The organism is Desulfitobacterium dehalogenans ATCC 51507, from assembly GCF_000243155.2.
In the GTDB taxonomy this organism is placed as follows: domain Bacteria; phylum Bacillota; class Desulfitobacteriia; order Desulfitobacteriales; family Desulfitobacteriaceae; genus Desulfitobacterium; species Desulfitobacterium dehalogenans.
Map to the genome: position 1 here is coordinate 4,151,086 of NC_018017.1, position 24,533 is coordinate 4,175,618.

20 protein-coding genes are annotated in these 24,533 nt (G+C 48.0%); 4 read left to right on the forward strand and 16 right to left on the reverse strand.

The genetic code is table 11. The features are described from left to right. Positions 1–68 precede the first annotated feature (68 nt). The 5 genes from DESDE_RS19805 to spoIIID all read right to left on the reverse strand — a co-directional run bounded on the left by DESDE_RS19805 (position 69) and on the right by spoIIID (position 4,562). The gene (locus DESDE_RS19805) at positions 69–1,373 is read right to left on the reverse strand and encodes an anti-sigma factor domain-containing protein (protein WP_014795804.1); all 1,305 of its coding nucleotides are present in this window, start codon (positions 1,371–1,373) and stop codon (positions 69–71) included. After that, positions 1,370–2,083 carry an RNA polymerase sigma factor SigI gene (gene sigI, locus DESDE_RS19810; RefSeq protein ID WP_014795805.1) on the reverse strand — a complete coding sequence of 238 codons (714 nt, stop codon included), beginning with the start codon at positions 2,081–2,083 and terminating at the stop codon, positions 1,370–1,372. Before sigI ends, DESDE_RS19805 begins: the two co-directional genes overlap by 4 nt. 77 nt (positions 2,084–2,160) lie before the next feature. Beyond that, positions 2,161–2,898 (reverse strand): WecB/TagA/CpsF family glycosyltransferase, encoded by a 738-nt coding sequence (locus tag DESDE_RS19815; protein WP_014795806.1) that lies wholly within the window; start codon positions 2,896–2,898, stop codon positions 2,161–2,163. Positions 2,899–3,055: 157 nt separating this feature from the next. Next, a complete protein-coding gene (gene mreB / locus DESDE_RS19820; RefSeq protein ID WP_014795807.1) occupies positions 3,056–4,042 on the reverse strand; it encodes a rod shape-determining protein in 987 nt (328 codons plus the stop codon). Positions 4,043–4,313: 271 nt separating this feature from the next. Further along, a complete protein-coding gene (spoIIID, locus tag DESDE_RS19825) occupies positions 4,314–4,562 on the reverse strand; it encodes a sporulation transcriptional regulator SpoIIID (protein ID WP_014795808.1) in 249 nt (82 codons plus the stop codon). A 196-nt stretch (positions 4,563–4,758) separates the two neighbouring features. Here spoIIID and DESDE_RS22645 point away from each other — a divergent pair, with 196 nt between their 5' ends. The 3 genes from DESDE_RS22645 to DESDE_RS21400 all read left to right on the forward strand — a co-directional run bounded on the left by DESDE_RS22645 (position 4,759) and on the right by DESDE_RS21400 (position 8,982). Beyond that, complete coding sequence (locus DESDE_RS22645; protein WP_014795809.1) at positions 4,759–5,007, forward strand: hypothetical protein; 249 nt, start codon at positions 4,759–4,761, stop codon at positions 5,005–5,007. Between the two features lie 258 nt (positions 5,008–5,265). Further along, on the forward strand, positions 5,266–8,790 hold the full coding sequence (gene nifJ, locus DESDE_RS19835; RefSeq protein ID WP_014795810.1) for a pyruvate:ferredoxin (flavodoxin) oxidoreductase: 3,525 nt from the start codon (positions 5,266–5,268) through the stop codon (positions 8,788–8,790). Positions 8,791–8,808: 18 nt separating this feature from the next. After that, complete coding sequence (locus tag DESDE_RS21400; protein ID WP_014795811.1) at positions 8,809–8,982, forward strand: CDIF630_02480 family spore surface protein; 174 nt, start codon at positions 8,809–8,811, stop codon at positions 8,980–8,982. A 102-nt stretch (positions 8,983–9,084) separates the two neighbouring features. On the opposite strand, the gene DESDE_RS19840 is transcribed toward DESDE_RS21400, so the two are convergent. The 6 genes from DESDE_RS19840 to DESDE_RS19865 all read right to left on the reverse strand — a co-directional run bounded on the left by DESDE_RS19840 (position 9,085) and on the right by DESDE_RS19865 (position 15,539). Further along, entirely contained in the window at positions 9,085–9,600 is a 516-nt protein-coding gene (locus tag DESDE_RS19840; protein WP_014795812.1) for a murein hydrolase activator EnvC family protein, read from the reverse strand. A 93-nt stretch (positions 9,601–9,693) separates the two neighbouring features. After that, the gene (locus DESDE_RS19845) at positions 9,694–10,119 is read right to left on the reverse strand and encodes a universal stress protein (RefSeq protein WP_014795813.1); all 426 of its coding nucleotides are present in this window, start codon (positions 10,117–10,119) and stop codon (positions 9,694–9,696) included. A gap of 20 nt (positions 10,120–10,139) precedes the next feature. After that, positions 10,140–10,700 (reverse strand): HPP family protein, encoded by a 561-nt coding sequence (locus tag DESDE_RS19850; protein ID WP_242831419.1) that lies wholly within the window; start codon positions 10,698–10,700, stop codon positions 10,140–10,142. Between the two features lie 237 nt (positions 10,701–10,937). Continuing rightward, positions 10,938–12,350, reverse strand: coding sequence for a sigma-54-dependent transcriptional regulator (locus DESDE_RS19855; protein WP_014795815.1), 1,413 nt, complete (start codon positions 12,348–12,350; stop codon positions 10,938–10,940). Continuing rightward, a complete protein-coding gene (locus DESDE_RS19860; RefSeq protein ID WP_014795816.1) occupies positions 12,347–14,542 on the reverse strand; it encodes a PAS domain-containing sensor histidine kinase in 2,196 nt (731 codons plus the stop codon). The genes DESDE_RS19855 and DESDE_RS19860 overlap by 4 nt, the downstream gene beginning before the upstream one ends. Further along, entirely contained in the window at positions 14,535–15,539 is a 1,005-nt protein-coding gene (locus DESDE_RS19865) for an ABC transporter substrate-binding protein (RefSeq protein WP_014795817.1), read from the reverse strand. Before DESDE_RS19865 ends, DESDE_RS19860 begins: the two co-directional genes overlap by 8 nt. Positions 15,540–15,854: 315 nt before the next feature. On the opposite strand from DESDE_RS19865, the gene DESDE_RS21890 reads away from it, so the two are divergent. Further along, positions 15,855–16,139, forward strand: coding sequence for a hypothetical protein (locus tag DESDE_RS21890; protein WP_158309881.1), 285 nt, complete (start codon positions 15,855–15,857; stop codon positions 16,137–16,139). Between the two features lie 181 nt (positions 16,140–16,320). Here the strand turns inward: DESDE_RS21890 and nrfD are convergent, their stop codons facing one another. The 5 genes from nrfD to DESDE_RS19890 form a co-directional block, all read right to left on the reverse strand. After that, positions 16,321–17,517 carry an NrfD/PsrC family molybdoenzyme membrane anchor subunit gene (gene nrfD / locus DESDE_RS19870; RefSeq protein WP_014795818.1) on the reverse strand — a complete coding sequence of 399 codons (1,197 nt, stop codon included), beginning with the start codon at positions 17,515–17,517 and terminating at the stop codon, positions 16,321–16,323. A 1-nt stretch (position 17,518) separates the two neighbouring features. Beyond that, complete coding sequence (dsrO, locus tag DESDE_RS19875; protein WP_014795819.1) at positions 17,519–18,124, reverse strand: sulfate reduction electron transfer complex DsrMKJOP subunit DsrO; 606 nt, start codon at positions 18,122–18,124, stop codon at positions 17,519–17,521. Further along, positions 18,121–18,837, reverse strand: coding sequence for a TorD/DmsD family molecular chaperone (locus DESDE_RS19880; protein ID WP_014795820.1), 717 nt, complete (start codon positions 18,835–18,837; stop codon positions 18,121–18,123). The genes dsrO and DESDE_RS19880 overlap by 4 nt, the downstream gene beginning before the upstream one ends. Before the next feature lie 34 nt (positions 18,838–18,871). Further along, positions 18,872–21,967: a tetrathionate reductase subunit A gene (locus tag DESDE_RS19885; protein WP_014795821.1), complete on the reverse strand. Its 3,096-nt coding sequence runs from the start codon at positions 21,965–21,967 to the stop codon at positions 18,872–18,874. A gap of 294 nt (positions 21,968–22,261) precedes the next feature. After that, positions 22,262–24,451: a DNA topoisomerase III gene (locus DESDE_RS19890; protein ID WP_014795822.1), complete on the reverse strand. Its 2,190-nt coding sequence runs from the start codon at positions 24,449–24,451 to the stop codon at positions 22,262–22,264. Positions 24,452–24,533: the final 82 nt, after the last annotated feature.

Consider the following 24,533-nt stretch of genomic DNA (forward strand, 5'->3'; position numbering starts at 1 on the left):
AAGCCTGACAGTGCAAAAAGCTCCCCAAGGAAAGTTCTTATGAACTCTACCTTAAGGGAGCTTAATATTTAAGTACGTTGGCCATAGGTCATTCTTAAGATATTCTGAAAACCCCAGTAATTTGGGGAATTATTTTTAGAGTTCTGGTCCATTTTGTGGTTGATGTTTTTCTTGATGTCTTGATTGCTGCTCTCATTGGCTTTATCTGCCGGTTTATACTGCCTGTTGCTTTCACTCTTATTAGAGCTGCGTTCCCTTTCCTTCTCCCCACTCTTTCCTTTGTCGGTATCCTTGTTATTTTCCCGGTCATTGGTCCCTCGGCTGTTGGTTTTATTGAACTTGTTGTCTTTGTCCTCTCCTTGGTCATTTGCCTTGCCCGCTCCATTCCACTTAGAGCTGGAACCAGAATTATTATCCCTATTTTGATTGCCTATGTCATTTCCGGACTGTTCTTTTTTATTGTTCTCTCTATCCTGGTTGTTCCCATTATTTTTACTGGGCTTTCCGGTCCGATCCTTGTCCTCCCCCTTATCCTTTTTATTCTTACTGTTCTTCATATTACCTTGGGAGGCATCTTGACCAAGGAAGAAGCTCATGGTTTCAATAATACGCTTATCCTTACGCATCTGCTCTTGAATTTCCGGTATTTCCAATAAACGGGTGCGTTCTTCCTTTTCTTTTAAAGCCTTAGGCTCTACCTCTATACCAGCCTTCTGAGCAGTATCCGCTAAGGCGTACTCTCCTAAGGAAAGCCCCGTCTCTTGAGCTTGTTTTTTTTGCTCCGAAGTCAATTCATAGACTGCTACACTAGGCTTAAGACCATGCTCATGAACGGCCTCTTGAACCTGTTTGCTTATTGCTTCAGTATTAATAGGTTTATCAGAAAGCTCTTTTTTGTTCGGTGTAACGGATGAGTATCCCACCACAACCCAGCTTTCCTCTTCGTTCAAATAATTCAAATCCACCGATCTTTTAATGATCTCATTCAATGCTTCTCCCCATGTCTTGCCCTTAAGGGACAGTCCGGCGATCATCTGTTCTGCGTCGGAATTCAGGGATTCCAGATCCAGAACCTCTCCCTTCTGATCCACGGTGAGCTGAAGGCTAGGGTTAATATCCAGAGAAATCATGGCCACTGCAGTCCTTGGCTGAAAAGCATTCCACCCGAAAATCCCCATAAATGTCAGCAGAAATACCGCAGCAATACTTGCACCTATTCGCCAGAGGGGGGCTCTGCTTGGAGCCGGCAGCTGAATCTCCTGCCCGATCTCCACAGCCCCTTTGTACTTCATGGTTTGAAAAACCCCATCTCCCGTTAATACGGTAATGGAATTCTTGTTTTTCTCCAGTATAACGGCCCTATTTTTACTCATCCTTCAGCCCTCCTTTCATCCGGGAGTACATATTCCCTTAAGTAGATATAGTCATGTTGATTAGCAATTAATAAGGCTACTGCCAAGATATACTTTCTCCCCCGCTCCAACACTTTGGGGTGAACTTGTGTCTTTAACGTTAGGGCTTGCATAGGGAGCTTTCCTGTTCTCTCCACTTGGTGCCATAATTCCGGGGACAGTGCAAGGGTTCGAGCTACCCCGAGGAGGGTTTTTCGACTATCCCGATGTTTGGGACACACTTCAGCCAGGACTTGAAAGGATAGCCCATATTTTTTCAGGGCTAAAGAAAATTCTTGAATCTCAGCCGCCCTCTCTTGATCTTGTTGGTGCTTACGAAACTCCTGAATCCCCACATGGATTTCGACAGCCTGCCCTACATCATCTTGATCCATAGGCAAGGCTTCACGTAAACGCTGCTTTCGATAATAATCAATAAGCCGACGTTTGACCAGGAGTCGAGCATAGGCTAAAAAAGGCACGCCTCGTTCTTCTTCATAATGATCTATGGCTTCATTAAAAGCGATTAAAGCCTCGGATAATTCTTCATCTCTACCCCATTCTAAGGTGCGGTGACACGTCTGAATAGAAACATGACGAATAAAAGGCTGAGATTCCTGTAAAAAGTCCTCTCTGGCCTGTGGATCGAGTGTTATCTTCTCCCAGGACCATTTGAATTCCCATTCAGGCATTTTTCAACCTCCCATTCAATAGTACGTCTGATGGAGCAATTTTTTAGTCGGTGAGGGAAAATAAAAACTCTGGAATACTACCTTACTTTTCTGGTTCTCCTCTTCTCTTTACCGGAGCGCAATACCTTCCAAACAAAGCGAGGGAGAACCAGTTGACGTTTCAGGCGGGTGGGCTGCTTAATCAGGCGATAGAGCCATTCCAGATGGATATTTCGAATCCATCGTGGAGCTCTTTTATTGATTCCAGCCAGGGCGTCAAAGCTGCCGCCTACGCCGACGCTGACCGTGCTTAAATCGAGATGGGAAAACATCCAAAATTCCTGACGAGGTGCTCCTAAACCGATAAGAAGAATATCCGGTTTAAATTCACGAATTTGCATCAATAGGGCCGGCTCTTCTTCACTGCTAAAATAGCCGTGAGCAGCTTGCCACTGGAAGCCGGGATGTTTTTCCGCTACTCTTTGAGCCGCTTTTTCAGCCACACCGGGCCGACTGCCCAGAAAAAAGACCCGCCAGGCTTGCTCGGCTGCTATGGGGAAGAGGGCTTCAACTAAGTCAATCCCTGTTACCCGCTCAACCACCGGATGACCCAGGCGCTTGGCCGCCCAGACCACACCGACTCCATCTGGGGTAACAATCTCAGCCCCATTAATCAGTTGCTTAAGGCGAACATCTCTTCCCGTGGCATAGATCAGCTCCGGATTAGCCGTAACCACTTGAATGGTCTTCTGGGCCTCTACTGCTTTTTGGATTTTCTGGACGGTGTCCTCCATAGAGTCCCGATCAACTTTTACTCCAAGTATATCTGTTCTCAAAGTAAACCCTCCGAATACTAAAACATTCACATTTCTATAGAAAAAACCGAGAAATAGCTTCTTCCGGTCTGCACCGGATATAGCCCCTTTCCTCGGCTTTAAAGCTTGTCTACAATCGAATTCTATGTATTCACTACACTACAATGATGTCAGCGACCTAGAAGCTTTGATCCAAGACCTTACCCGTTCCTAAAGCAACACATGAGATAGGATCATCGGCCAAAGTTACCGGTAGACCGGTCTCCCTTGAAATCCGGGTATCAAACCCATAGACCAGAGCCCCTCCTCCTGTCATAACGATCCCTTTGCTTAAGATATCAGCAGAAAGCTCGGGAGGAGTCCGTTCTAATACTTCCTTCACTGCTCCCACAATGGCTTCCACATTTTCTTCAAGAGCGAGGTAGCACTCTTTGGAATTGACATTAATGGTTTTAGGAAGACCTGTGACCAAATCTCTCCCCCGCACATCGATTTCAGCATGATCGGGGCGACCTTCAGGAATAGCTGCACCCACAGCAATCTTAACCTCTTCCGCCGTCCGCTCCCCAATCATTAGGTTATATTCACGCCGAATATGGCGGATAATGGCTTCATCAAATTTATCCCCACCTACTCGTAAGCTACGCTTGGTGACGATCCCTTCAAGAGAAAGAACTGCCACATCTGATGTTCCTCCACCGATATCCACGATCATATTACCCGTGGGTCCGGAAATGTCCAATCCTGCTCCCAAGGCTGCAGCATAGGGTTCTTCAATGACCTTGACCTGTTTAGCTCCGGCTTGGTAGGCGGCTTGCTTTACTGCCCGCTCTTCAACATCGGTAACCCCAGAAGGGATACAGACCACCACCCGGGTCTTAAATAAAGGCCAACGCCGGGCCCCTGCTTTTTCCAAAAAGTATTTGAGCATGATTTCTGTCGTTTGATAATCGGCGATGACACCATCCCGCATAGGCCGAACAGCTACAATATTTCCTGGTGTTCTTCCCAGCATCATCCTTGCCTCTTCCCCAACGGCGATTTTTTTGTTGGTATTCTTATCGATTGCAAGAACCGAAGGCTCATGAAGAACAATTCCTTTTCCTTTTGCGAAGACCAAAACACTGGCCGTTCCTAAGTCAATACCTAAGTCAATACCAAACATTCGTAGTGGTACCCCTTTCTTACACTTCTGGCTTGTCCATTTCGTTCATCATTCACTGCACTAGCTTTCTATTCCATGCTTAATTTGAATATCCTTCCTAATATATCCTCAAAACGAAAAGTACAATCTCCCCTGCGGGAGATTATACATAATATACCACGTTCTTTTATTCGATGAAACTATACTAATTCCTTTATTATTTCCCCTGTTTATCTAGAAAAAAATTCTTCCTTTATCGTTCCCGAACATTTATACAAATAAACCTAACCCTTTAGCTCTCCTGATATTTTTTCCGAGTGGCTTCGCCCCCTCGAATATGCCGTTCAGCTTTATTGCTTTCAAGTATTTGCTTAACCTCCATGGCCAGCTTCTCATTGATCAGGGGTAGCCTCTCCGTGACATCCTTATGGACAGTGGATTTACTCACTCCGAAGATATCAGCTGTCTGTCTCACCGTGGCGCTCGATTCCATTATATAATTCCCGATATCGAGTACCCGTTTGCGGATATATTCTTGCACTCTGAGCCCCTCCTTTTTGCACCGAAATTTTATACATTTATATGCACTTAAAATCAAAAAAGACATCCTCGAGAGATGTCTTTCGATTGGTAAATGCTGTATAAGTCAAAATAAGATTTTTTTCAAAAATACTGTAAAACATTACCAAATTCATTTTCATATCATACACTGTAATATAAAAAGGAGGTGTTTCGCAATGCATGGCTGCGTTAAACCAATTTGTTGCCCACCACAATTCTGCGTAAGGGATTTTTGTACCCCTAGAGCAGTCCCTGTTATTCATCCGGTCGTAACTATCAATCGCCAGAATATTATTGATGTTCCTCAACATTTTGTTCAGCCGATAACACGTAACGTTGTTGTTGATCGTGGTTTCGTTAATACTGGTGCCTTCGGTTTCGGTAACGAGGGCTTCGGCCTTTCTAATCGTCTGTTCGTGCGTTAAAAAATTCAGCCCTCTTGCTAAAACTATTTATAGAGTAACCTCCCGAATTTCGGACTCCTAAATGATGTTCAATTTAATCTGGGCTGTAGACCAAAACCGTTTCTATGCCGTCAGGCTTGAAACGGTTTTGTTTTTTATGGTCTGGAAACTCGGTATTGATCAATTCAAGCAAAATTGCAGAAAGAATGTATGAGAGTCTCCCAATAACGAATACTAAACCTATATCCAAATGCTCATTGTTTTAAAGGAGGTTCTCACGTGGCAAAGAAAATGAAAACGATGGATGCAAATCAAGCTGCAGCCGAAGCGTCCTATGCTTTAACTGAGGTGGCGACCATCTTCCCCATTACACCTTCCTCTCCCATGGCTGAAGCGGTGGATGAATGGTCTGCCCACAATAACAAAAATATCTTTGATCAGCCTGTCAAAGTGGTTGAGATGGAATCCGAGGCGGGAGCCGCAGCAGCGGTGCATGGTTCTCTTCAAGCAGGAGCCCTAACCACAACCTATACAGCTTCTCAGGGCCTGCTCCTGATGATCCCCGAAATGTATAAAATGGCCGGAAACCTGGTGCCCGCTGTCTTTCATGTCAGTGCCCGGGGGTTAGCCACCCATGCTCTGTCTATCTTTGGCGACCACTCCGATATTAATGCCTGCCGCCAAACAGGCTTTGCTCTGCTTTGTTCCAATGATGTACAAGAAGCCATGGATATGGCTTACATAGCTCATCTCTCAGCGATCAAATCACGAATTCCTCATCTTCACTTCTTTGATGGATTTAGAACCTCCCACGAAGTGCAAAAGATCGAAGTGACTCCCTATGAAGAAATTGCACAATTGGTGGATTACGAAAAGATTCAGCAATTCCGGGATAATGCTCTTAATCCTAATCATCCGGTCTTGAGAGGTACAGCACAAAACCCGGATATTTATTTCCAAGGACGGGAAGTATCCAATCCGTTCTATGCAGCAGTTCCCGATATCATTGAAGACTATTTTAAAGAATTCAAGAAAATTACCGGACGGGAATACCATCCTTTCCAATATTATGGTGATCCTAATGCGGAAAACATTATCGTGGCCATGGGCTCCGTATGCAATACCATCGAAGAGACCATCGACTTCCTGACCCAAAGAGGAGAAAAATTGGGACTGATTAAAGTCCATCTCTACCGCCCCTTCTGCTCCAAGTACTTCTTCGATGTCCTGCCCAAATCCGTGAAAAAAATTGCTGTCCTGGACCGTACCAAGGAACCCGGCTCTACCGGCGAGCCTCTCTATCTGGATATTATTCAAATGTTTAACCATGAAGCGACTCGCCCCGTTATCGTTGGCGGCCGCTATGGCTTAGGTTCCAAGGACACGACTCCCTCCCAGATCTTAGCCGTCTTTAAAAACCTCAATCAAGCCCAACCCAAAGACCGCTTTACCATCGGAATCATCGATGATGTAAGCAACACCTCTTTACCTGAAGAAGAAATAATTGATGCGTCTCCAGAAGGAACCATCCGCTGCAAGTTCTGGGGACTGGGCTCCGATGGAACGGTCGGAGCGAATAAGAGCGCCATTAAAATTATTGGAGATAATACGGATTTGAATGTTCAAGGTTACTTTGAATATGACAGCAAAAAATCCGGCGGTACCACCATTTCTCACTTGCGCTTCGGTAAGCAGCCTATAAAATCCTCTTACCTGGTTTTTGATGCTGACTATGTTGCTTGTCACAACAAATCCTTCATTTATAACTACGACATCCTTAAAGGTCTGAAAAAAGGCGGCGCCTTTGTCTTGAACTGCCCCTGGACCCCCGAGGAAGTGGAAGATCACCTGCCTGCTTATCTAAAACGCTTTATTGCTAAAAACGATATTAAATTCTACCTCATTGACGCTATATCCATCGCCGGTGAAATTGGCCTGGGCGGACGAATCAACATGGTCATGCAGGCTGCCTTCTTTAAACTGGCTAATGTCATCCCCATTGACGATGCCATTCGCTACTTAAAAGACTCCATCCATAAGGTCTACGGCAAAAAAGGCGCCAAGATTGTAGACATGAACGAAAAAGCCGTGGACAAGGGAATTGAATCCCTTATTAAGGTTAATGTCCCCTCAGCCTGGGCCGATGTTCCCGATGAGACTATGCCTATCAAAGAGGAGCCGGATTTCGTTAAAAATATTCAGCGCCGTATGGCTCGCCATGAAGGTGACGAGCTGCCCACCAGCGCTTTTGTGGGCATGGAAGACGGCACCTTCCCCTTAGGAACCACCAAATATGAAAAGCGGGGAATTGCGGTTTATGTGCCTGAGTGGCAGATTGATAAATGTATCCAATGTAATCAATGTGCCTATGTCTGCCCCCATGCCACCATACGTGCCTTCCTGCTGGACGACCAGGAATCCGCCAAAGCACCGGATACCTTTAAAACAAAGAAACCTAATAGCAAAAAACTGGAAGGCTATCATTACCGGATTCAAGTCTCTCCACTGGATTGTACCGGCTGCGGCAACTGCGCCGATATCTGCCCTGCACCGGGTAAAGCACTGGTGATGGAACCCGCGGATCATGAAATCGAAATGGAAGCCGAAAATTGGGAATTTGCTATGACCGTCACCGAAAAGCGGGATCTTCTGGATGTAAAGACTCTCTTTGGCAGCCAGTTGGCAAGACCTCTTCTGGAATTCAACGGTGCATGCCCCGGCTGCGGTGAAACGCCTTATGCCCGCCTCATTACCCAACTTTATGGGGACCGCATGATTATAGCCAATGCCACCGGTTGTTCCTCTATCTGGGGTGGCAGTGCCCCGTCGGTACCTTATACCGTCAATGCAGATGGCAAAGGACCGGCTTGGATGAATCCTCTCTTCGAGGACAATGCTCAATTCGGTTATGGTATTTATCTCGGCTCCAAACAAATCCGGGAGAAACTGGCTCAGCTGATGAACCAGTTAATCGAAAACGGGATCGGTGGAGAAATGAAGGAGGCTTTCCAGGACTGGCTGGATAACTTCAATGAGGGTGAAGGGTCCAAGAAGGCCAGCGCACGGGTTCTGGAAGTCCTCAAAAAAGAGGATAGTTCGGGCAATCCACTACTGCAGGAAATTATGTCCAGAAAAGATTATCTGGTTAAACCCTCCGTATGGATCTTCGGCGGCGACGGTTTTGCCTATGATATCGGTTACAATGGGGTGGATCATGTCCTGGCCAGCGGCGATGACATTAATATCTTCGTCTTTGATACAGAGGTCTACTCCAATACAGGAGGTCAGTCCTCCAAGGCAACCCAAACTGCGGCCATTGCCAAGTTCGCCGCTGGCGGAAAGAAAGTTCGCAAAAAGGACCTGGGCCTGATCTCCACCACCTATGGCTATATCTATGTAGCGCAAATCGCCATGGGCGCCAATATGAATCACACCTTGAGAGCCATTGCCGAGGCTGAAAGTTATAAAGGACCTTCCATCATCATTGCCTACGCTTCCTGTATCAACCACGGAATTAAGACAGGTATGGGTACTAGTATGGCACAAATGAAGAAAGCCGTAGATGCCGGTTACTGGCACTTGTGGCGTCATGACCCCCGTCTCAAGGAACAAGGAAAGAACCCCTTTATTCTGGATTCCAAAGAACCCAAAGGCTCCTTCCAGGAGTTCATTAACGGAGAAATCCGCTACTCATCACTTAAAACCGTCTTTCCCGAAATTGCCGACGAAATGTTCAAAGTGGCGGAAGAACATGCCCAGGATAAATATCAGACCCTTAAGCGCATGGCTGAAATGCAGTACTAAATCAAGGAGGCTTTACTAATGACTGAAAATAAATCCAAAGAGAAGTTCATGGCTAATCCTGTTGAACGGCATGATACTGCCGCCTGGCGGGCTGATATCAAAGAGTTGAAGTCCGAATCCAAGGTAGCCGTTCCCACAGAAGATTCCGTATCCGAGGCTAAAGATTGGGTGGACACCAACTCCCTATCATAAAAAAAGGGGTACAGTCGCGGCTCCATTTGGAACCAGCAACTGTACCCCTTTTTTTTATTAAACGCATTCGCCGCTAAGTCCGGCTGTCCTGTATCTGTGTTTTTAGGGAACCTGCACCAGGTCCCCATGCCAAACCTCGTAGTGAAGATGAGTCTGCTCTATATCCCCGAAGATATCCGGATAATAGCCAATCTGCCCGATAGCCTGATCGGCCTCCACCCAATCCCCTTCTTTAACACGCAGATTTTTTAACCCGCCATAGATGACGCCCCAATCCTCACCGCAATCCACTTCAACTTTATGACCAAGGAATGGATCAGGTCCAGCATAAGTTACTCTCCCGGCATGCTTAACCCGAATAACAGCTCCCTCAGCTTGAGCATAATCTGTTCCCGAATGAAAAAGGGTGGTCCCTAATTCTTCAGAATAATATTCCCCAGCTACACGCAAGGGTTTCCCCTGAATAGGACTGGGGAAATCTTCAATGGTCTTACTGCTTAATTCTTCTTGGGCATAGGTATTTTTACTCTCTTCTTGAGCATTGAGCATTAAGGCCCTGATCCCGAAGAAAGTTATCCCAATAATAAAAATCGCAGTTAAACCCTTCCATCTCCTCATAACGTTCACCTCTAAGGATATACTTACCCGGAGCGAAAGAATTTAGACCAAATATAAAATAGTTCTCTATTTTCTCTCATTGTAGACGAAACCTTACTTAATAAGCAGCACTGGCCGTGATGTTTTGGCTAGAACCTTTTGGCTTACGCTCCCCATGAATGTTCCGGCCAGTGAAGTATACCCACGATAACCCATTACAACCAGATCGATATCTTCACTTACAATCTCCTCTAATATCACTAAGGCAGGATAGCCAGGTTTTAGTCTGCAAGTCAGCCTTACTCCTTCAAGATCCACATCTTTAGTTGTAGCAGCTAATGTGGCCTCGCCATTAGGATTAAACTGCTGTTGCACTACGGTTGCATCCTCGGTGAGGAGATACCCGAGTGCCTCAGGGGTCATCAGCACATTGAGCAGTATAACCTCCGCATTAAACTTTTTGCCTATCTCTAAGGCTACTAACAATGCCCTACGGGAATATTCCGATCCATCCGTTGGGACAAGAATCTTTGTAAACACAATAACACCCCACCTCTAACTTAGTACCAATAGCGCGGGTAATTTCGATTAGGTGATAAATTATTTACTACTACTGCAATCAAAACCAATACTATACTACCCGAGATCATTGGGGCGACAATAAACGTCGGGCCAGCACCATTAAGGACGGCAAGCATTGCCGTTGCTCCACCCGGCGGATGAGTCGTTTTCGTTAACAACATGACCAGTAAAGCAAGAGTGGTACCTAAGGCAACCGACCACCATGTCATTCCAAAAATTTGATAGATTAATACGCCTATACTTGCCGAAAATGTATGCCCTAAAATGACATTACGTGGTTGAGACAGCGGGGCATCAGGAACTCCATAGACTAATACCGCTGAAGCTCCCAGGGAAGCAGCTAACATCGGAATGTCGTAGATAAACAGTAAGATGCTTAAGAATGAGATGCCTAACATAGTGCCAAATAAGGTAATGAGAATGTCTAAGGGAGCAGGGGAGACAAGAGGCGTGATTCTTTTATGCCCTTTAAATTTAACCAGATAGTTAATGAGTTTACTTTTCTTTTGACCATTTTCAAGGATTTGGGCACTATCCATAAGATCCAACTCAATTCCCTCCTTTCATAGTGAAGCATTGAATGGAGCGAATAAAGTGCAGGTAATGCAACATAAGGCAATCGTACTGAAAATCCCTCTTGCTCAGCGTGAGTCAAATCACACCGTTAGGAGAAAAAGGGGTTGTTCTCACCTTTTTGTAGAATTTACTATAAAGACCTATGGATAATTAAAAAAATGAGACAAGGGAACTATTCCCTGTCTCATTTTATATCCTGATCAGCTATACTCCTCCAGCTTCCGATAGAGATTCCGGACACTGATGCTGAGAAGTCTGGCTGCCCGTACTTTATTCCCATCCACCTTTTTCAGAGTGGCAAGGATATAGTTCTTCTCTATCTCTGCGAGAGTGGCGTATCCTTCTAAGCTCTCACTTTGATTCTCCTCATTTCTTGTTTTGAGGTCTTTTTCGTCCATTACTGTTCCTTCATCCGGCACCGGAATGGCTGCCTGAACACTGCCTCCTCCTTCCCCATGGTCCGGCCAAAGATCTCCGGGGTGGATGACATCACCTTCAGCCAAAATCATCCCCCGCTCAATGAGATGAGCCAACTCCCGAACATTGCCTGGAAAATCATAGGCCAACAAAGCTTCCTGTGTCCCCAGGGCCAAATGAAGTTGTCCCTTAAGCCTTACCCTGAGGAAATGTTCTGCCAACTGGAGGATGTCCCCTTTCCGCTCTCTTAACGGCGGAATATGCAAGACCATGCCGCTTAAGCGGTAGTAGAGGTCCTTGCGAAAGCGCCCGGCCTCCACCTCCTCCAGAAGATTGCGGTTGGTGGCGGTGACAATGCGGACATTGACCCGCCTTAAGCGGTTATCCCCCACCCGCCGAAACTCCCCGGTCTCCATAAAGCGCAGAAGTTTAACCTGTAGATTCAAGGGCATCTCCCCGATCTCATCCAAGAAAAGGGTGCCTTGGTCAGCCATCTCCACCAACCCCAGCTTAACCGCATTGGCTCCTGTAAAGGCTCCCTTTTCATGACCAAAAAGCTCACTTTCCATCAAGGTTTCATGGACTGCTCCCGCGTTCAAGGGAATATAGGCTTGAGCCCTGCGGGGGCCCCAGACATGGAGAGCCCTCGCAAACAACTCCTTTCCCGTCCCGCTCTCCCCTTGTATAAGAACAGGAGTATCCGTCTGAGCGATCTTCCGAGTCATTTCCTTAAGGGATTGCATTATTTCACTATCACCAACAATCAAGGGTTCGGCATTTTGCCGGTGAACCACCTGCCGCAGTCCCGTATTCTCTAGCATAAGCTTTCTCTGCTCTAAAGCCTTCTGCAGAGTAATCTCCAGCTCTGAGAGATTGCAGGGCTTAGTCAAGTAATCATAGGCTCCCGCTTTCATGGCTTCAATGGCTGATTCCAGGGTGCCATGGCCGGTGAGCATAATCACCTGAAGGTCCGGCTGACGTTTTTTCATTTCCTGTAAGAGCTGAAGCCCATCCCCATCGGGCAGGCGAATATCCAAAAGGACTGCCTCAAAAATGTTCTCTTGGAGCAAAGCCATGCCTTCCTGAGCCGTTCCCGCCTCCGAAATCTCATATCCCCGCCGCCCTAAACGCTGGGCGAGAATCGAACGCAAATCCTCTTCATCATCTAAAATCAAGATGCTTTGATGACTATTCATGGCCTATCCCCCATTTCCTGATAGGGAAGATTAATGCGAACCGTTGTCCCTTTCCCTTCGGTACTCTCAACGAAAAGCTTTCCCCTCATTTTTTGCACGATACCATAGCTGACAAAAAGCCCCAGACCCGTACCCTGACCCGGGGGTTTGGTGGTAAAGAAGGGATCAAACACCTTCTTAAGGTACTGAGGCGGAATCCCATGGCCTTGATCCACTACCTCAACCTGTATCTCATCACCTCTGCTTATGAACAATGCCCCTTCCGAGGCAGAGTGGCCTTTGACGCGTTGAGCCCGTACCAGGATCTGGCTTCCCTCCCCGGAGGCATCGATGGCATTGGTTAAGATATTGAGCACCACCTGCTGCCATTCGTTTTCATCACCATCCACCCAGAGACCGGGTTCACTTTCTTTGATAAGCACCATTCTTTTTTGTTTGAGGCGGTATGCCAGTAAATCCACGGTCTGCTCGATGGCCTTATTGGCATCCATCACATCCAGATTATGCCTGCCTGGTCGGGCAAAGCGCAGAAGCCTGCTGGTCACCTGTTTGCAGCGGTCAATCTGCTTGGCAATGATACCCAGTATTCCTTGAATCTCAGCCTTACTGGGCAGCTCGCTTTCCTCTTGAAGCCGATCCAGTAAATCCTCATTATGGGCGGAAACAATGGCCAAGGGATTGTTAATCTCATGAGCCACTCCGGAGGCTAACAGTCCAACCGTCGCCATTTTCTCCGTCTGAATGACCCGGGCTTCCATCTCTACCTGCTGGGTCACATCTTCCAGAAGGAGCAAATAAGCGGCATTTTCCGGATTTCCAGAGCTCAGCCGGTAATAAGAATGGCGAAGATAACGCTTGTCCCCCTGTACTTCCAAAGCCAGCACTTTGCCATTTTCTCCATAGACAGATTCTGGTCCCTCTCCTCGCAGAAGGGCTTCATAAGGCAGTTCTTTAAAGTTTCTATCTTCTAAACCAAACCAATCGGAGAAAATGGAATTCCACCAGATAAGTCGTTTTTCCTGATCCAAAAGGGCCATCCCTGCCCCAATCCCATGGACCACCGTTTCCAAAAGCTCCTGCTCCGCCTGCAGATTGGCCGTCTTATCGGAGAGCCGGCGCAGAAGATTATTAAAGGCTTGAACCAGCCGACCAATTTCATCATCACTTTCCTGAGTCACTTCGGCCTGCAGGTCCTCCGTAGAAATAATCCGCCGTACTCCCGCTTCCAAATTCTCAATGGGCTTCGTCAGCTTCAAACCAAAATAAATACTGATCAGGGTCACACCCAAGATAATGACAAACATGATCCCCATGACTCGAAAGGCAAACTGGGCAATCGGTTCATAGGCTTCATGCACCGGCTGCTCAATAAATACCCCCCATGAGGGATTGCCTACAGAAGCATACAACCCGAGGACAGGAACACCGTCGGCGTTGCGATACTCATTCCCGGCCAGGTCAGGGCGTTTCCCGGTCAAGAAATTGCGGACGCTGGGATTTTGGGTCACATCTTCCCGGCTTAGTACCCGACTAAAATCCGGATGACCAATCAGCTTTCCTTTCCCATCGGTAAGATAAATGATCCCACCCTGACCGATTGGAGTGCTGGTAAATTTATTGAAGAGAGCCTTCAGATCCGTCTTAGCCTGGAGATAGCCCAGATTCTTGCGGGTCTGAGGATCAATGATATTCACTGTCAAATACACCTGAGGCCGGCCGTCCACTGAGAAGAACACTTCGCTGATCGAATAGCTCTCCGGGGCAAAGAATCCCGGGTGGGGGAAAGTTTCCCCCTCCTGCACCGGATAGTCCACTTCTCGCCGGGAAACCTTCCCGAGAACCTGAGCCTGAGTGTCTGCCACCAGCAAACTCTCCAGGTAGGGTGTCTCACGGAGCATGGTCCCCAGCACGGTTTCTCTGGCCAGTGGGTCCGGCCCCGCCAATTCCGGGGCGTTGGTGGAGGTCACTAGGATTAAACTGTCGGCGTTATTCTGAATAAAGTCTTGGATCTGCCCGGCTAAAAGGGTAGCCCGTTCATAGTTTTGTTCCTGGATGCTTTTTTCCAGATAAGCCTGGGCTGCAGTAAAGCTTGCCAACCCGAAAACGATCAAGGGCACTGCCGACATGAGCACCCCAAAAACCAAAACCCGGACTTTAATCCGCATCCACCAAGGGGATCTTCTCTCACTCATCATAAACCACCTCATCGGCACGGCTCAATACTGCTTGGGAAGGAGTTATTCCCAGCTTATCGGCGGTTTTGAGGTTGACGGAGAAAATAATCCGGTCCGGTGTCTCCACCGGAATCACCCGGGGATTTTGTCCTTGGAGAACTTTATAGACCATATTGGCGGATTGGGCACCCTGACTCCAATTGGAGGTACCGTAAGAAGCCAGACAGCCATCTATGGTATCCTGAGGATAGACCCCAAAGACGGGAATCTTAAAAGCCATAGCGTATTGGACGATTTCCTCGGTATAGCTTTCCAGGAAGAACCCCGGCAAAAGAACGATACCCTCTTCCTCAGCCTCTCGGATTCTACGAAAGACATCTTCAATCCCCTCTGTGCTGGTTAGGGTATATGTACTCAGCTCAAGACCCATTTTTTGCGAAGCCTGCTGCAGACTCTCCTGAGTCTGTTGGAAAAAGGGTACACGTGTATCCCCTAGGATTGCCACTTTTTTTATCTCGGGCAGAAGGCGGTGCAATAGCTCAAGGCGCTTAGGAGTTAATTCATAATGGTAATTGTTTAAACCCGTTAAATGATTTCCAGGCCGAAGGGTGTCTTCCACCAATCCAATTACACTTGGGGAAAGGGTTCCCATGAAGACCACCGGCGTAGGAGATTCTTGAGCTGAGGTGAGCTCTTTTAAGCTCAGTGCCTCAACCGCTCCCGAGGCCACCAGGACATCGGGCTCTTCCATCAATAGTTCCTTCCCTAAGGCAGGAAGATCGGAGAGATTGTTTTTAGCATTTTCTATATGAAAAACTATGTTCTCCCCTTCGATTAAACCCATCTCCTTAAGCCTGAGTTTTAAGGCTTCTACTTTCACCAGTCTCAAATCATTAGCTACCAGGACTCCTACTTTATAGGGCTGCTTTTGAGTTGGGGAGAGTTCACTTAAATGACCGAAAAAAAGAAAGGCGATAACCATTGCGCTGCAAAGTATGACGGTCATTTTTTTCATCTGCACTCTTCCTTTCCTTTGTCAGTTCATGGTCCTGACTCACCGTTCTGGGGAACATCCTTCCGATATTATGGATAGCCCTTGAATTTAGATGGCCTTTTATGCCGCTGGCGACACCGGCAGATGATGAAAAAGCGTTTGCTCGGGTCGCGTAGCTTTACGCACATCGCTCACTCTATAGCTACGGGGCTGGTCAACTCGCTTTCTTAACAGCTCCACCAAACCTTTGGTTAATACCTGATGTGAACCATGGCTCCGCTTCGTTAAGAAAGCTTCGCTGACCTGACCGCCCCTACACTAAATCCGTTCGCTCTTGTGCGTAAAGCTACACTTACGGGTCTTTTTCCTAGAAAACATCCTGAAAAGGCACTTGGAAAGCCACCCAAGGATTTTGCTTTCAGGCAGAGAACGGATTCTAAGCGAGCAGGTAAGCAATCTTCGCGAAAAGACTGCAGCGGAGTCGGGTTGGAAACAGGACGTTTCCAACCGGCCATTGAGAACAAGTGCGAAAGCAGTGCTTTCGAGGAGCCGATTTGGCCGGGCACCCGACTCAGCGGAGGTCTTGAGCGATTAGATTGCTCCGCACAGCTTATGGAGTAAACGCCGAAAGCAAAATCCTGGAGACTCAGCTTGTGAAGGAGCTTTTTCAGAGTAGTTTATGAGATGTAACTATAACTATCCCTCAATCTAAGTCTATCAAGAGGTATGAAAATAAGCAAAAGGAACTGCAAGATTACAGCCCCTTTTGCTTGAGTGTCACCTGAGGAAATCCACCCTTTTTTTAGTGGGCTGAAACCCCGCCGGATTGAGGAACATTGTGTTCCGCCGAGGTTCTTTCCGTTTCAGACTCTATACCATAAACCGGCAAGAACTTAAAGGCCAGGTAGAGGATCACCACTTCAAGGACTGCAAAGCAGCCCAAGAAGATCAGATGTTTGGGTTCGGCATGATAGGGGTTGAGAGCATTGCCGCTTAAAGGAATCTGCTGGCCGCCTACCACGAAGTTGATCCGCATGGCGATAACTCCCAGAAGGGTCAAGAGGGAGGCCAGGGATATGAGCCCTATGGATTTCCGGGTCTTGGACCAAAAGGTGATGACGAAGGGTATCACAAGGCCCAAGCCAATCTCGACGCCGAGGAACATGGCGCTGTGGCTGCCGAAAAGCAGCATCTCCGCGGCAGCATAGCCTGCAGCATTGCCAAAGTAGAGGATAATGAAGTTAATCACCATGAGCGCACCATCCACCACGATAAACCACATCATCAGGCGGGCAATATCCTGAAGAACGACTCTACGCTGAGAGGTAAGCTCTCTTTCCGGGGAGAAAAAGCGTTGGGTCAGGATGAGGACGAGGATGAGCAGCCCCGTACCTGAAACCATAGCGGACATAAGGAAGATGAGGGGCATAAGTCCCGTATGCCAAAGGGCTCTGGCCTGCATATTGGCCAGAATAAATCCTGTATAGCCATGGACCAGGAGAGCCAGGGGTACTCCCAGGGTTCCTAAGCCCTTGATCCATTTTTGATCCTTGGCCAGGGCAGCTGGGGAGAGATCTTTTTTGCCAAAGGTTAAGAAGGAATAGAGGGCCTGACGGAAACCTGTTAGTTTTTGAGCGCCGAGAACAAAATCCTTACGCATCATGAACCAGAGGTAAATGAGGCAGTTCAGAGGATAAAGGGTGAGCAGGAAGGTCCCATAGGAAATAGCGGAGGTCGGATTCAATCGGAAGAATAAGGTATAGAAACGACCGGGCTGCTCCAGATCCGCGATAAGATGCAAGGGAGCAACGACCAACAGGGCGATGGCCATGACCACCCCGGCCTTGGCAATGGGTTTGAATTTTTGGATGCCAAAAACCGTTCCCAGGCTGGAAAGGACGAAAGATCCTGCACTGAGTCCTGTGTAGAAGAAATAGATGGCAATCATATAACCCAGTTGAACCGGATGCTCGACATTGGCTAAATAGGTTATTTCCACTTTATTTCTCCCCCTTTGCTAAATCTGTATAGTCTGCTCCCAGCAGGGCCTGTTCAGCACCGATGTAGTAAATCATAGGCCGGGTATTCATCTCCGGCTTGAGAACTTGTACAGGGTTATTGGCGATAAGCCTGGAGACGAGACTGTCGGGATCATTCAAATCTCCAAAGATTCGGGCTCCCCCTACACAGGTGGTGACACAAGCCGGCAGCAGCCCCATTTGGACTCTGTGATAGCAGAAGGTGCATTTCTCCGCGGTTTTGCGGACCGGGTTAACAAAGCGGGCGTCATAGGGACAGGCGGCCATACAGTATTTACAGCCAATACAGCGCTCATAATCGATAAGAATAGTACCATCTTCCGTCCGGTAGGTGGCCCGGACGGGGCAGGCTGACTTACAAGGGGCATTATCACAATGATTGCATAAGCGGGGCAAGCGATGGCGGGATACTTCCGGATAGGTTCCCTTTTCGATTTCCTTGACCCAGGTACGGTATTTTCCATCCGGCACATTGTTCTCGATTTTGCAGGAAACGGTGCAGGCATTACAGCCCACACATTTCCGCAAATCAATGACCATGCCGTAACGAATCGGCTGTTCGGTCACGCTTTCCACTCCTCTCGGTGAATGTTCTCGTTGCTGACGTTTTCCGGCAGGGGAGATCCGGTCAGGAACCCAACCTCTTCCCGGCAAAATTCTGCGGCCAGCCGGGCAAAATAAGTGTAAAATCCTGTGGGATCTGCTCCTGCGAGATCCTCTCTGAGATGATCAAGCCACTGGTTCAAATGCTCTTCCAGCAAAATCTTCTGAATAGAGTGAAGGGAGTCCAAGTCTTTCTGTTCTTCCTCCCAGCTTGCTTCAGCCTGACAAAGACAGGCAAGGGCCGAGAGCTCAAAGCCAATGTGATCCGGAATATTCATTTCTTTAAGGGGCTGAAAACTATTCATTTTTTCCGGTTCAAAGCCAATCTGTTGATAAATCTGTCTGACCTGCAGGGTGGAATCCCCCCAGAATCCTCCATACCTGATTTTCCTTCCTTTTTGACGCTGAGCCCCACGAATTGCCGCTTCAAAGGGGGGCACAAAGCGTCCCGAAACGGGGACGAAGAAAAGATCATAATAGGTTTGGAGCAATTCCTGCAACTCAGGGTCTCCTTCTTCGATCTCTCTCAGCAGCTCCTTCAATGAGGAGTCCTCCAGCCCGGCGGCCCAGTTCTGCAATGTTCTGAACTGTTCCAATGTGGGCTCTTTAAGGAAAATACCTGCCAGCAATTCATAGCCTAGAGCCCGCTCCCGGGCATTTCCTTCTCTTTCAGGCATGTTTGCTTGCCCTCCTTTTCGCATTATAAAAAACTTAAAGCTTAAGGATTTTCGCTTTGACCGTATTGCGGTCTGTTGACCCGCCTATCAGATCCACTAGGGGATGAGCGGTCTTTAAGCTGATATCCCGCAGAGCGAGGCGATTGAGGAGAATTCCTTTGCCATCCTTGGCATCCCCGGCACGCTTCTTGCCCTCGACTTCAAAGCCTTGATCTCCGGATTGTCCCCAGTGTCCGTAGCCGTATTCGATGCCAATGGAGCCTTTGCCTACTCCCCGGCGGACCTTAGCGATACCTTCTACTTCCCCGGTGGGAGTGACCAATTTGACCTTATCTCCTGTATCAATGTCCATTGCAGCAGCGTCTTCAATGTTCATCTCGATATAGTTGGTATCCTGCATTCCCTTGAGCAGGGGGACATTGGCCAGGTAAGCACCGGTGCGATAGCGGGGCTTATAGGATACTGCGATAAAGGGCCATTCCTGGGTGGAGTAGACTTCATCCACGGTTCTCCCGTCAGCAAAGGTGGGAGGAACCCAGCAGGCTGTCCCCGGATTGTAGCGGCCCGTCATACAGTTAATGGTGGTTCCTAACTTTTGATTATAAATGTTGACCACTTTACCAAATTTATTGGTCAGGTTATCTCCGTCATAGTTCTTTACATAGTCCTCAAAACGTCCTCCCCGGGACAGCAAATAATAGACTTTTTTCCACTCTTCTGAGGAGAGGCTGGATTCTACGGCCTTCAAATCCTCCTCCAAGCCGGAGAGAGCCAATTCTTCCGGAGAGATATCAGAAATGGGAGTTTCATCAAAGGCGATGTTAGCCATGGCCTTTAAAAAATAGTCCGCTGCTGAGTTCAAAGGGGTGGGCTTTCCTTCTGCGTCCAAAATCCCTTTCTCCCCATAGCCTGGAAGATTTAAACGTTTGGCAACTTCGATTAGATAGGCTTCCATGGAATAGGGATGCCCTTCCTTGGTCTTGGGGACCAGGGGATCGATGATGGGACGGCGGGCACCGTTGGCCTTAGTTAAGACCAGATTCCAGATCGTCGGCACTCCCCAGCTCTCATAGAAGGTGGTATCGGGAATAATATAGTCCGCATATTGGGTGGAGTCACCCATCATGACGTCGATGGAAATGATCAAGGGGAGCTTTTCCGGATCTTTGAGGAAATCCTCCACATCTTTTTGGAACAGCCCCGGTGTGGCATAGAGAGGGTTAGCCATCCACATCATGAGGATTTTGGCAGGGTAAGGATAGCCGGCCATCATGGAGGGGATAACATGACCTTCCAAACTATCGGCCAAGGGGCTCCAAGGCAGGGTGGCGGGATAGGGATTTTCACCTTTGGCTTTTCTGGCTTTAAATTCCGGTGTTTCTTCGTAGGCTTTTCCTTCCCGGCTGATTTTAACTCCTTTAGGTTTTACTCCTCCGGGAACCTTGGCAAAATCATAGCGCTTGCCCGCTTCATCAGCGATATATCCGCCACCGCTCTTTGTCGATCCGCCTTTTTTATTGATATTGCCATTCAATGCGTTAAGGGTCGCTACGGCCAGGGAACCGTAAAAGCCGTTGGAGTGCATGGAAACCCCGCCGTGATGGTCTGTGGCTGCTTTGGTTCCATGACTGAAATATTCCTTAGCTAAACTGATGATCCGTTCCTGGCTTAAGCCTGCCTCTTTGGCATACTCTTCATAGGTATGGGAGGCGGCTTCATCCATGAGGATTTGCAGAGAGCTCTTCACGGTAACCATTTCATCCCCAAGGGTGATTTTACCGGTGTAGAAGAGGGTTCCGTTCTCAATAGCTTTATAAAGTACGGGTTCTCCAGACTCCTTATCAATAACCACATAATTGGGATTAGTCTCATCGGCCTTTTCAGCCAGTCCAATCTGTTCACCCAAGAGAAACTTCCCGTAGTCTGCATGTCCTTCTTCCTGAATGACCAGGTAGGTAGCATTGGTCCAGGAAGGAAATTTCTTTTTCTGGGCCGCTTCTTTGCTGGGTGAAATCAAGTAGTTTTCATTATATTTTTTGTTCTCCAGAGCCCAACGGACCATGGCCATGGCCAGGGCACCATCCCCTCCCGGACGGATGGGAACCCAGGAGGATTCCCCAGCTTTCGGTGAGTTGTACATTCCGTTTTGGAGGATGGGATCGACGATGACGGCTCTCATACCGTTTTCAGCCTGGGCTAGAGCGGATTTCCGGGCCATAGGCTGGAAAGGGGCCCCTGCTTGACCTGGTGCATTGCCAAAGAACATAACAAATTCTGCACCCATATAATCCGCCTTCATATGGGGCTTTTTATCCCAGGTATCCAGGAAGGCCAGATAGGCGACCCGGCGGCTGATTCCGCAGATACCGCCATGACCGAAATGGTTGGGGGAGCCATAGGAGTTATTGACAAAGCGCTTGGCGAATGAGGTTCGTCCGTCATCTCGGCCACCGATAAAGACAAATTGGTTGGCCTTCACACCCCAGCCCGGCTGTTCAGGGTAGATAGGGGTATCTAAGTCGCGAACCTGGCGAAGGCCTTCAATGGTTTGATTTTCTCCAAGGTCTGTAAAGAGCCGGCCCCCCTCAACGGTTTCTTCTAAGGCCTGCTCCCAGGTGATGGGCTTCCATTTCCCTTCGCCCCGTTTGCCGGCCCGTTTGAGAGGAGTGAGAATGCGATTGGGTTCATAAACCATTTGGAAAGCTGAGTTCCCTCTTTGGCAGACTGTAGCTCTTTGACTGTGGCCGTTCTCCTGATACTGACCTAAAGAAAGATAGGATTCCTTCAGAGAAGCGTCAAAGGGGAGGTGAGGTTCGGCACAGCTGGGATGGTAGGGATTGCCCACCACGCGCAGGATCTTACCGCTTTTCTTGTCCACCTTCACCCGATTGCCACAATTGCTCCAACAGCCCAGACAGACGCTGGTTTTTAAAGCAATGTCCTGATTCAGGGTGATCTCTCCGGTAGCTTTATCAATCTTCATCTCTACCGGCAGGGCATCCCCATCATAGGGAGTAGGATTGGTGATGGCTTCGTCGGCAATGACCCGGGGAATCTGTTCTATTCCTAAGCCAATGGCTGTAACACTCCCGACAAAAGCCATGGATTTAATGAAATCGCGCCTTTTCATGGTTCTAGCTCCTTTCTGTTCCTTTGGGTATGCTTTGTTAAAGCTTGAGTTGTGCTTTGAGTTAGTACTGATTCTTTTATTTGCAAAACCCATGCCAGCAGCTTTATTCAGGTTCTCTATACCTTCTCCTTGAAGTTTTCCTTGCCGAAAAAGCTTCACAGAGGAAATCAGGACATCAAAAGAACTTCCGCTTCCCTGTGTTCAGAGTTTGTCTGACAAAATGTCAGGCAGTAAAGTCTGACATTATTGCAAAAAAATAAGAGCCCTGACAAAATGTCAGAGCTGCTCAGTCTTTTACTTCGGTAGATTTAGTTTAGCAAGGGCATCAGCTAACGCTGTATTTAAGGGAGCATCCTTTTGCTGTTTTTGCAAATAGTGATTGACTTCCCTTTTATTGTAGGATCCTTTGCTTCCTTCTTGCTCTTTACGCTTGGTAAAGGCAGACAGTTTCTCCCGATAACCACAGGCACAGGTGAAGATCTTTTGCTCTCCTTCTCCCTGCAATTTCATTTTTTTATGACATCGGGGACACCGGGCATTGGATTGTACGGAAAGCCCCTGGCGATAACCGCACTCCCGATCCTGGCAAACCAGCATTTCCCCACGTTTGCCCTTCACCTGCAAGAGGAATTTGCCGCACTCAGGACATTTGGCCCTTGTCATATTGTCATGGCGATAAGTCCGGCCGCTCCCGGCCACTTCCGAGACAAGTTGGGTGGCATAGCTTCTGATCCCCTGGATGAAGTGTTGCCGGTCTTCCCGCCCTTTGCTGATTTCACTGAGTTGTTGTTCCCACTTTGCCGTGAGCTCCGGGGATTTCAGTTCAGAGGGAACCAAGCCAATCAGTTGAATCCCTTTGGAAGTAGGAATGATTTCCTTGCCGTTGCGCTCCATATAGAAAGAACTAAAGAGCTTTTCAATGATATCGGCCCGGGTGGCCGGAGTACCCAAACCGCTGGTTTTTTCCAGAGTCTCCCGCAGGGCCTCATCATCCACCCGCTGCCCGGGATGTTCCATAGCCGAAAGCAGGGTCGCTTCGGTGTAACGCTTCGGAGGCTTGGTTTTGCCCGGCAAAAGTTTTAGGTCAAGGACTTCAATACTTTGCTTGGGCTGGAGATCCGGCAAATTTTGTTCCTGTTCCTCATGGTCGGCCTCCTCGTCAGCAGCATCCCTGCCTTCGTATACACTTCGCCAGCCTTTTTGTTTAACAATTTTGCCTTTAGCGATGAAGTATTCTCCCTGAATCTCCACTTTAACCGTGGTCTGCTCGTATTCAAAGGCCGGGGACAGGACCGCGATAAAGCGCCGCACAATTAGGTCATAGATTTTGACCTCTTCCGGACTGAGTTTATTAAGAAACACCGTTTGTTCCGTCGGTATAATGGCGTGATGGTCCGTGACTTTCGAGTTATCCACCCATCGTTTCGTGGGGGTAATCGGCTTGCGCAGAACCCGGCGGGCCGATTCAGCGTAAGGCCCCACGGCAATGGTTTTGAGCCGTTCCGGAAGTGTCGGGACGATATCCTCGGAAAGATAACGGGAATCTGTTCTTGGGTAAGTAACCAGCTTATGATGTTCATAAAGCTGCTGCATGATGGATGAAGTTTGCTTGGCCGAGAATCCGTATTTTCTGTTGGCATCCCTTTGGAGTTCGGTTAAATCATAGGCCTGAGGAGGCTGCTCTTTTTTAGCTTCTTTCTTAATCTCTGCAACCAGGCCCTTATGACCCCTTAATTTCTGCACAAGCTGTTCTGCTTTTTTCTGATCAAAAATTCTGCTTTGTCCATTGCTCTTATCCTGCCAGCTCAAAGAAAAGCCTTTCACACGGGCATTAATAGTCCAATAACCCTTAGGGACAAAGTTTTGAATCTCCTTTTCCCGTTCCACCACCAGAGCCAGGGTGGGGGTTTGCACTCTTCCTGCCGAGAGTTGGGCATTGTATTTGCAGGTCAGGGCTCGCGTGACATTCAAGCCCACATACCAGTCCGCTTGAGCACGGCACTCGGCGGCTGCGTAAAGAGACTCGTAAGCCTTACCTGGCTTGAGATTACTAAAGCCCTCTCGGATAGCCTTATCCGTTTGGGAAGAAATCCAGAGCCGTTTGATGGGCTTTTTCCAACCGGCCTTCCGGATAATCCAACGGGCCACCAACTCCCCCTCCCGGCCTGCATCTGTGGCAATAATCAGCTCGTCCACATCAGGCTGGCGAAGGAGTTGCTTGACGGCAGCATATTGCTTGGAGGTTTCTTTGATAACGACCAATTCCATTTCCTTAGGGAGCATGGGTAGGTCTTCCAGGCGCCAGGTCTTATACTGATCCCCATAAGCCTCCGGATCGGCGAGGGTTACTAAGTGACCCAGTGCCCAGGTTACAATATATTTGGCACCTATGAAGCAGCCATTGCCCTTTTGATTGCAGCCTAATAATTTGGCAATATCACGACCCACGGAGGGTTTTTCTGTTAAGACTAAACTCTTTCCCATTAGTTCTCTCCTATTATCTAATTTTCTTTATTACTAGAATTAAAAACAGTCAACAGTACCTTTATCTTAGTATAACACAGTC

Bases quoted from the DNA above. Each gene is read 5' to 3' on its own strand.
- DESDE_RS19805 (WP_014795804.1), bottom strand. From the start codon at position 1,373: ATGAGTAAAAATAGGGCCGTTATACTGGAGAAAAACAAGAATTCCATT.
- sigI (WP_014795805.1), bottom strand. From the start codon at position 2,083: ATGCCTGAATGGGAATTCAAATGGTCCTGGGAGAAGATAACACTCGAT.
- mreB (WP_014795807.1), bottom strand. From the start codon at position 4,042: ATGTTTGGTATTGACTTAGGTATTGACTTAGGAACGGCCAGTGTTTTG.
- DESDE_RS22645 (WP_014795809.1), top strand. From the start codon at position 4,759: ATGCATGGCTGCGTTAAACCAATTTGTTGCCCACCACAATTCTGCGTA.
- DESDE_RS21400 (WP_014795811.1), top strand. From the start codon at position 8,809: ATGACTGAAAATAAATCCAAAGAGAAGTTCATGGCTAATCCTGTTGAA.
- DESDE_RS19840 (WP_014795812.1), bottom strand. From the start codon at position 9,600: ATGAGGAGATGGAAGGGTTTAACTGCGATTTTTATTATTGGGATAACT.
- DESDE_RS19850 (WP_242831419.1), bottom strand. From the start codon at position 10,700: ATGGATAGTGCCCAAATCCTTGAAAATGGTCAAAAGAAAAGTAAACTC.
- DESDE_RS19855 (WP_014795815.1), bottom strand. From the start codon at position 12,350: ATGAATAGTCATCAAAGCATCTTGATTTTAGATGATGAAGAGGATTTG.
- DESDE_RS19860 (WP_014795816.1), bottom strand. From the start codon at position 14,542: ATGAGTGAGAGAAGATCCCCTTGGTGGATGCGGATTAAAGTCCGGGTT.
- DESDE_RS19865 (WP_014795817.1), bottom strand. From the start codon at position 15,539: ATGAAAAAAATGACCGTCATACTTTGCAGCGCAATGGTTATCGCCTTT.
- DESDE_RS19880 (WP_014795820.1), bottom strand. From the start codon at position 18,837: ATGCCTGAAAGAGAAGGAAATGCCCGGGAGCGGGCTCTAGGCTATGAA.
- DESDE_RS19885 (WP_014795821.1), bottom strand. From the start codon at position 21,967: ATGAAAAGGCGCGATTTCATTAAATCCATGGCTTTTGTCGGGAGTGTT.
- DESDE_RS19890 (WP_014795822.1), bottom strand. From the start codon at position 24,451: ATGGGAAAGAGTTTAGTCTTAACAGAAAAACCCTCCGTGGGTCGTGAT.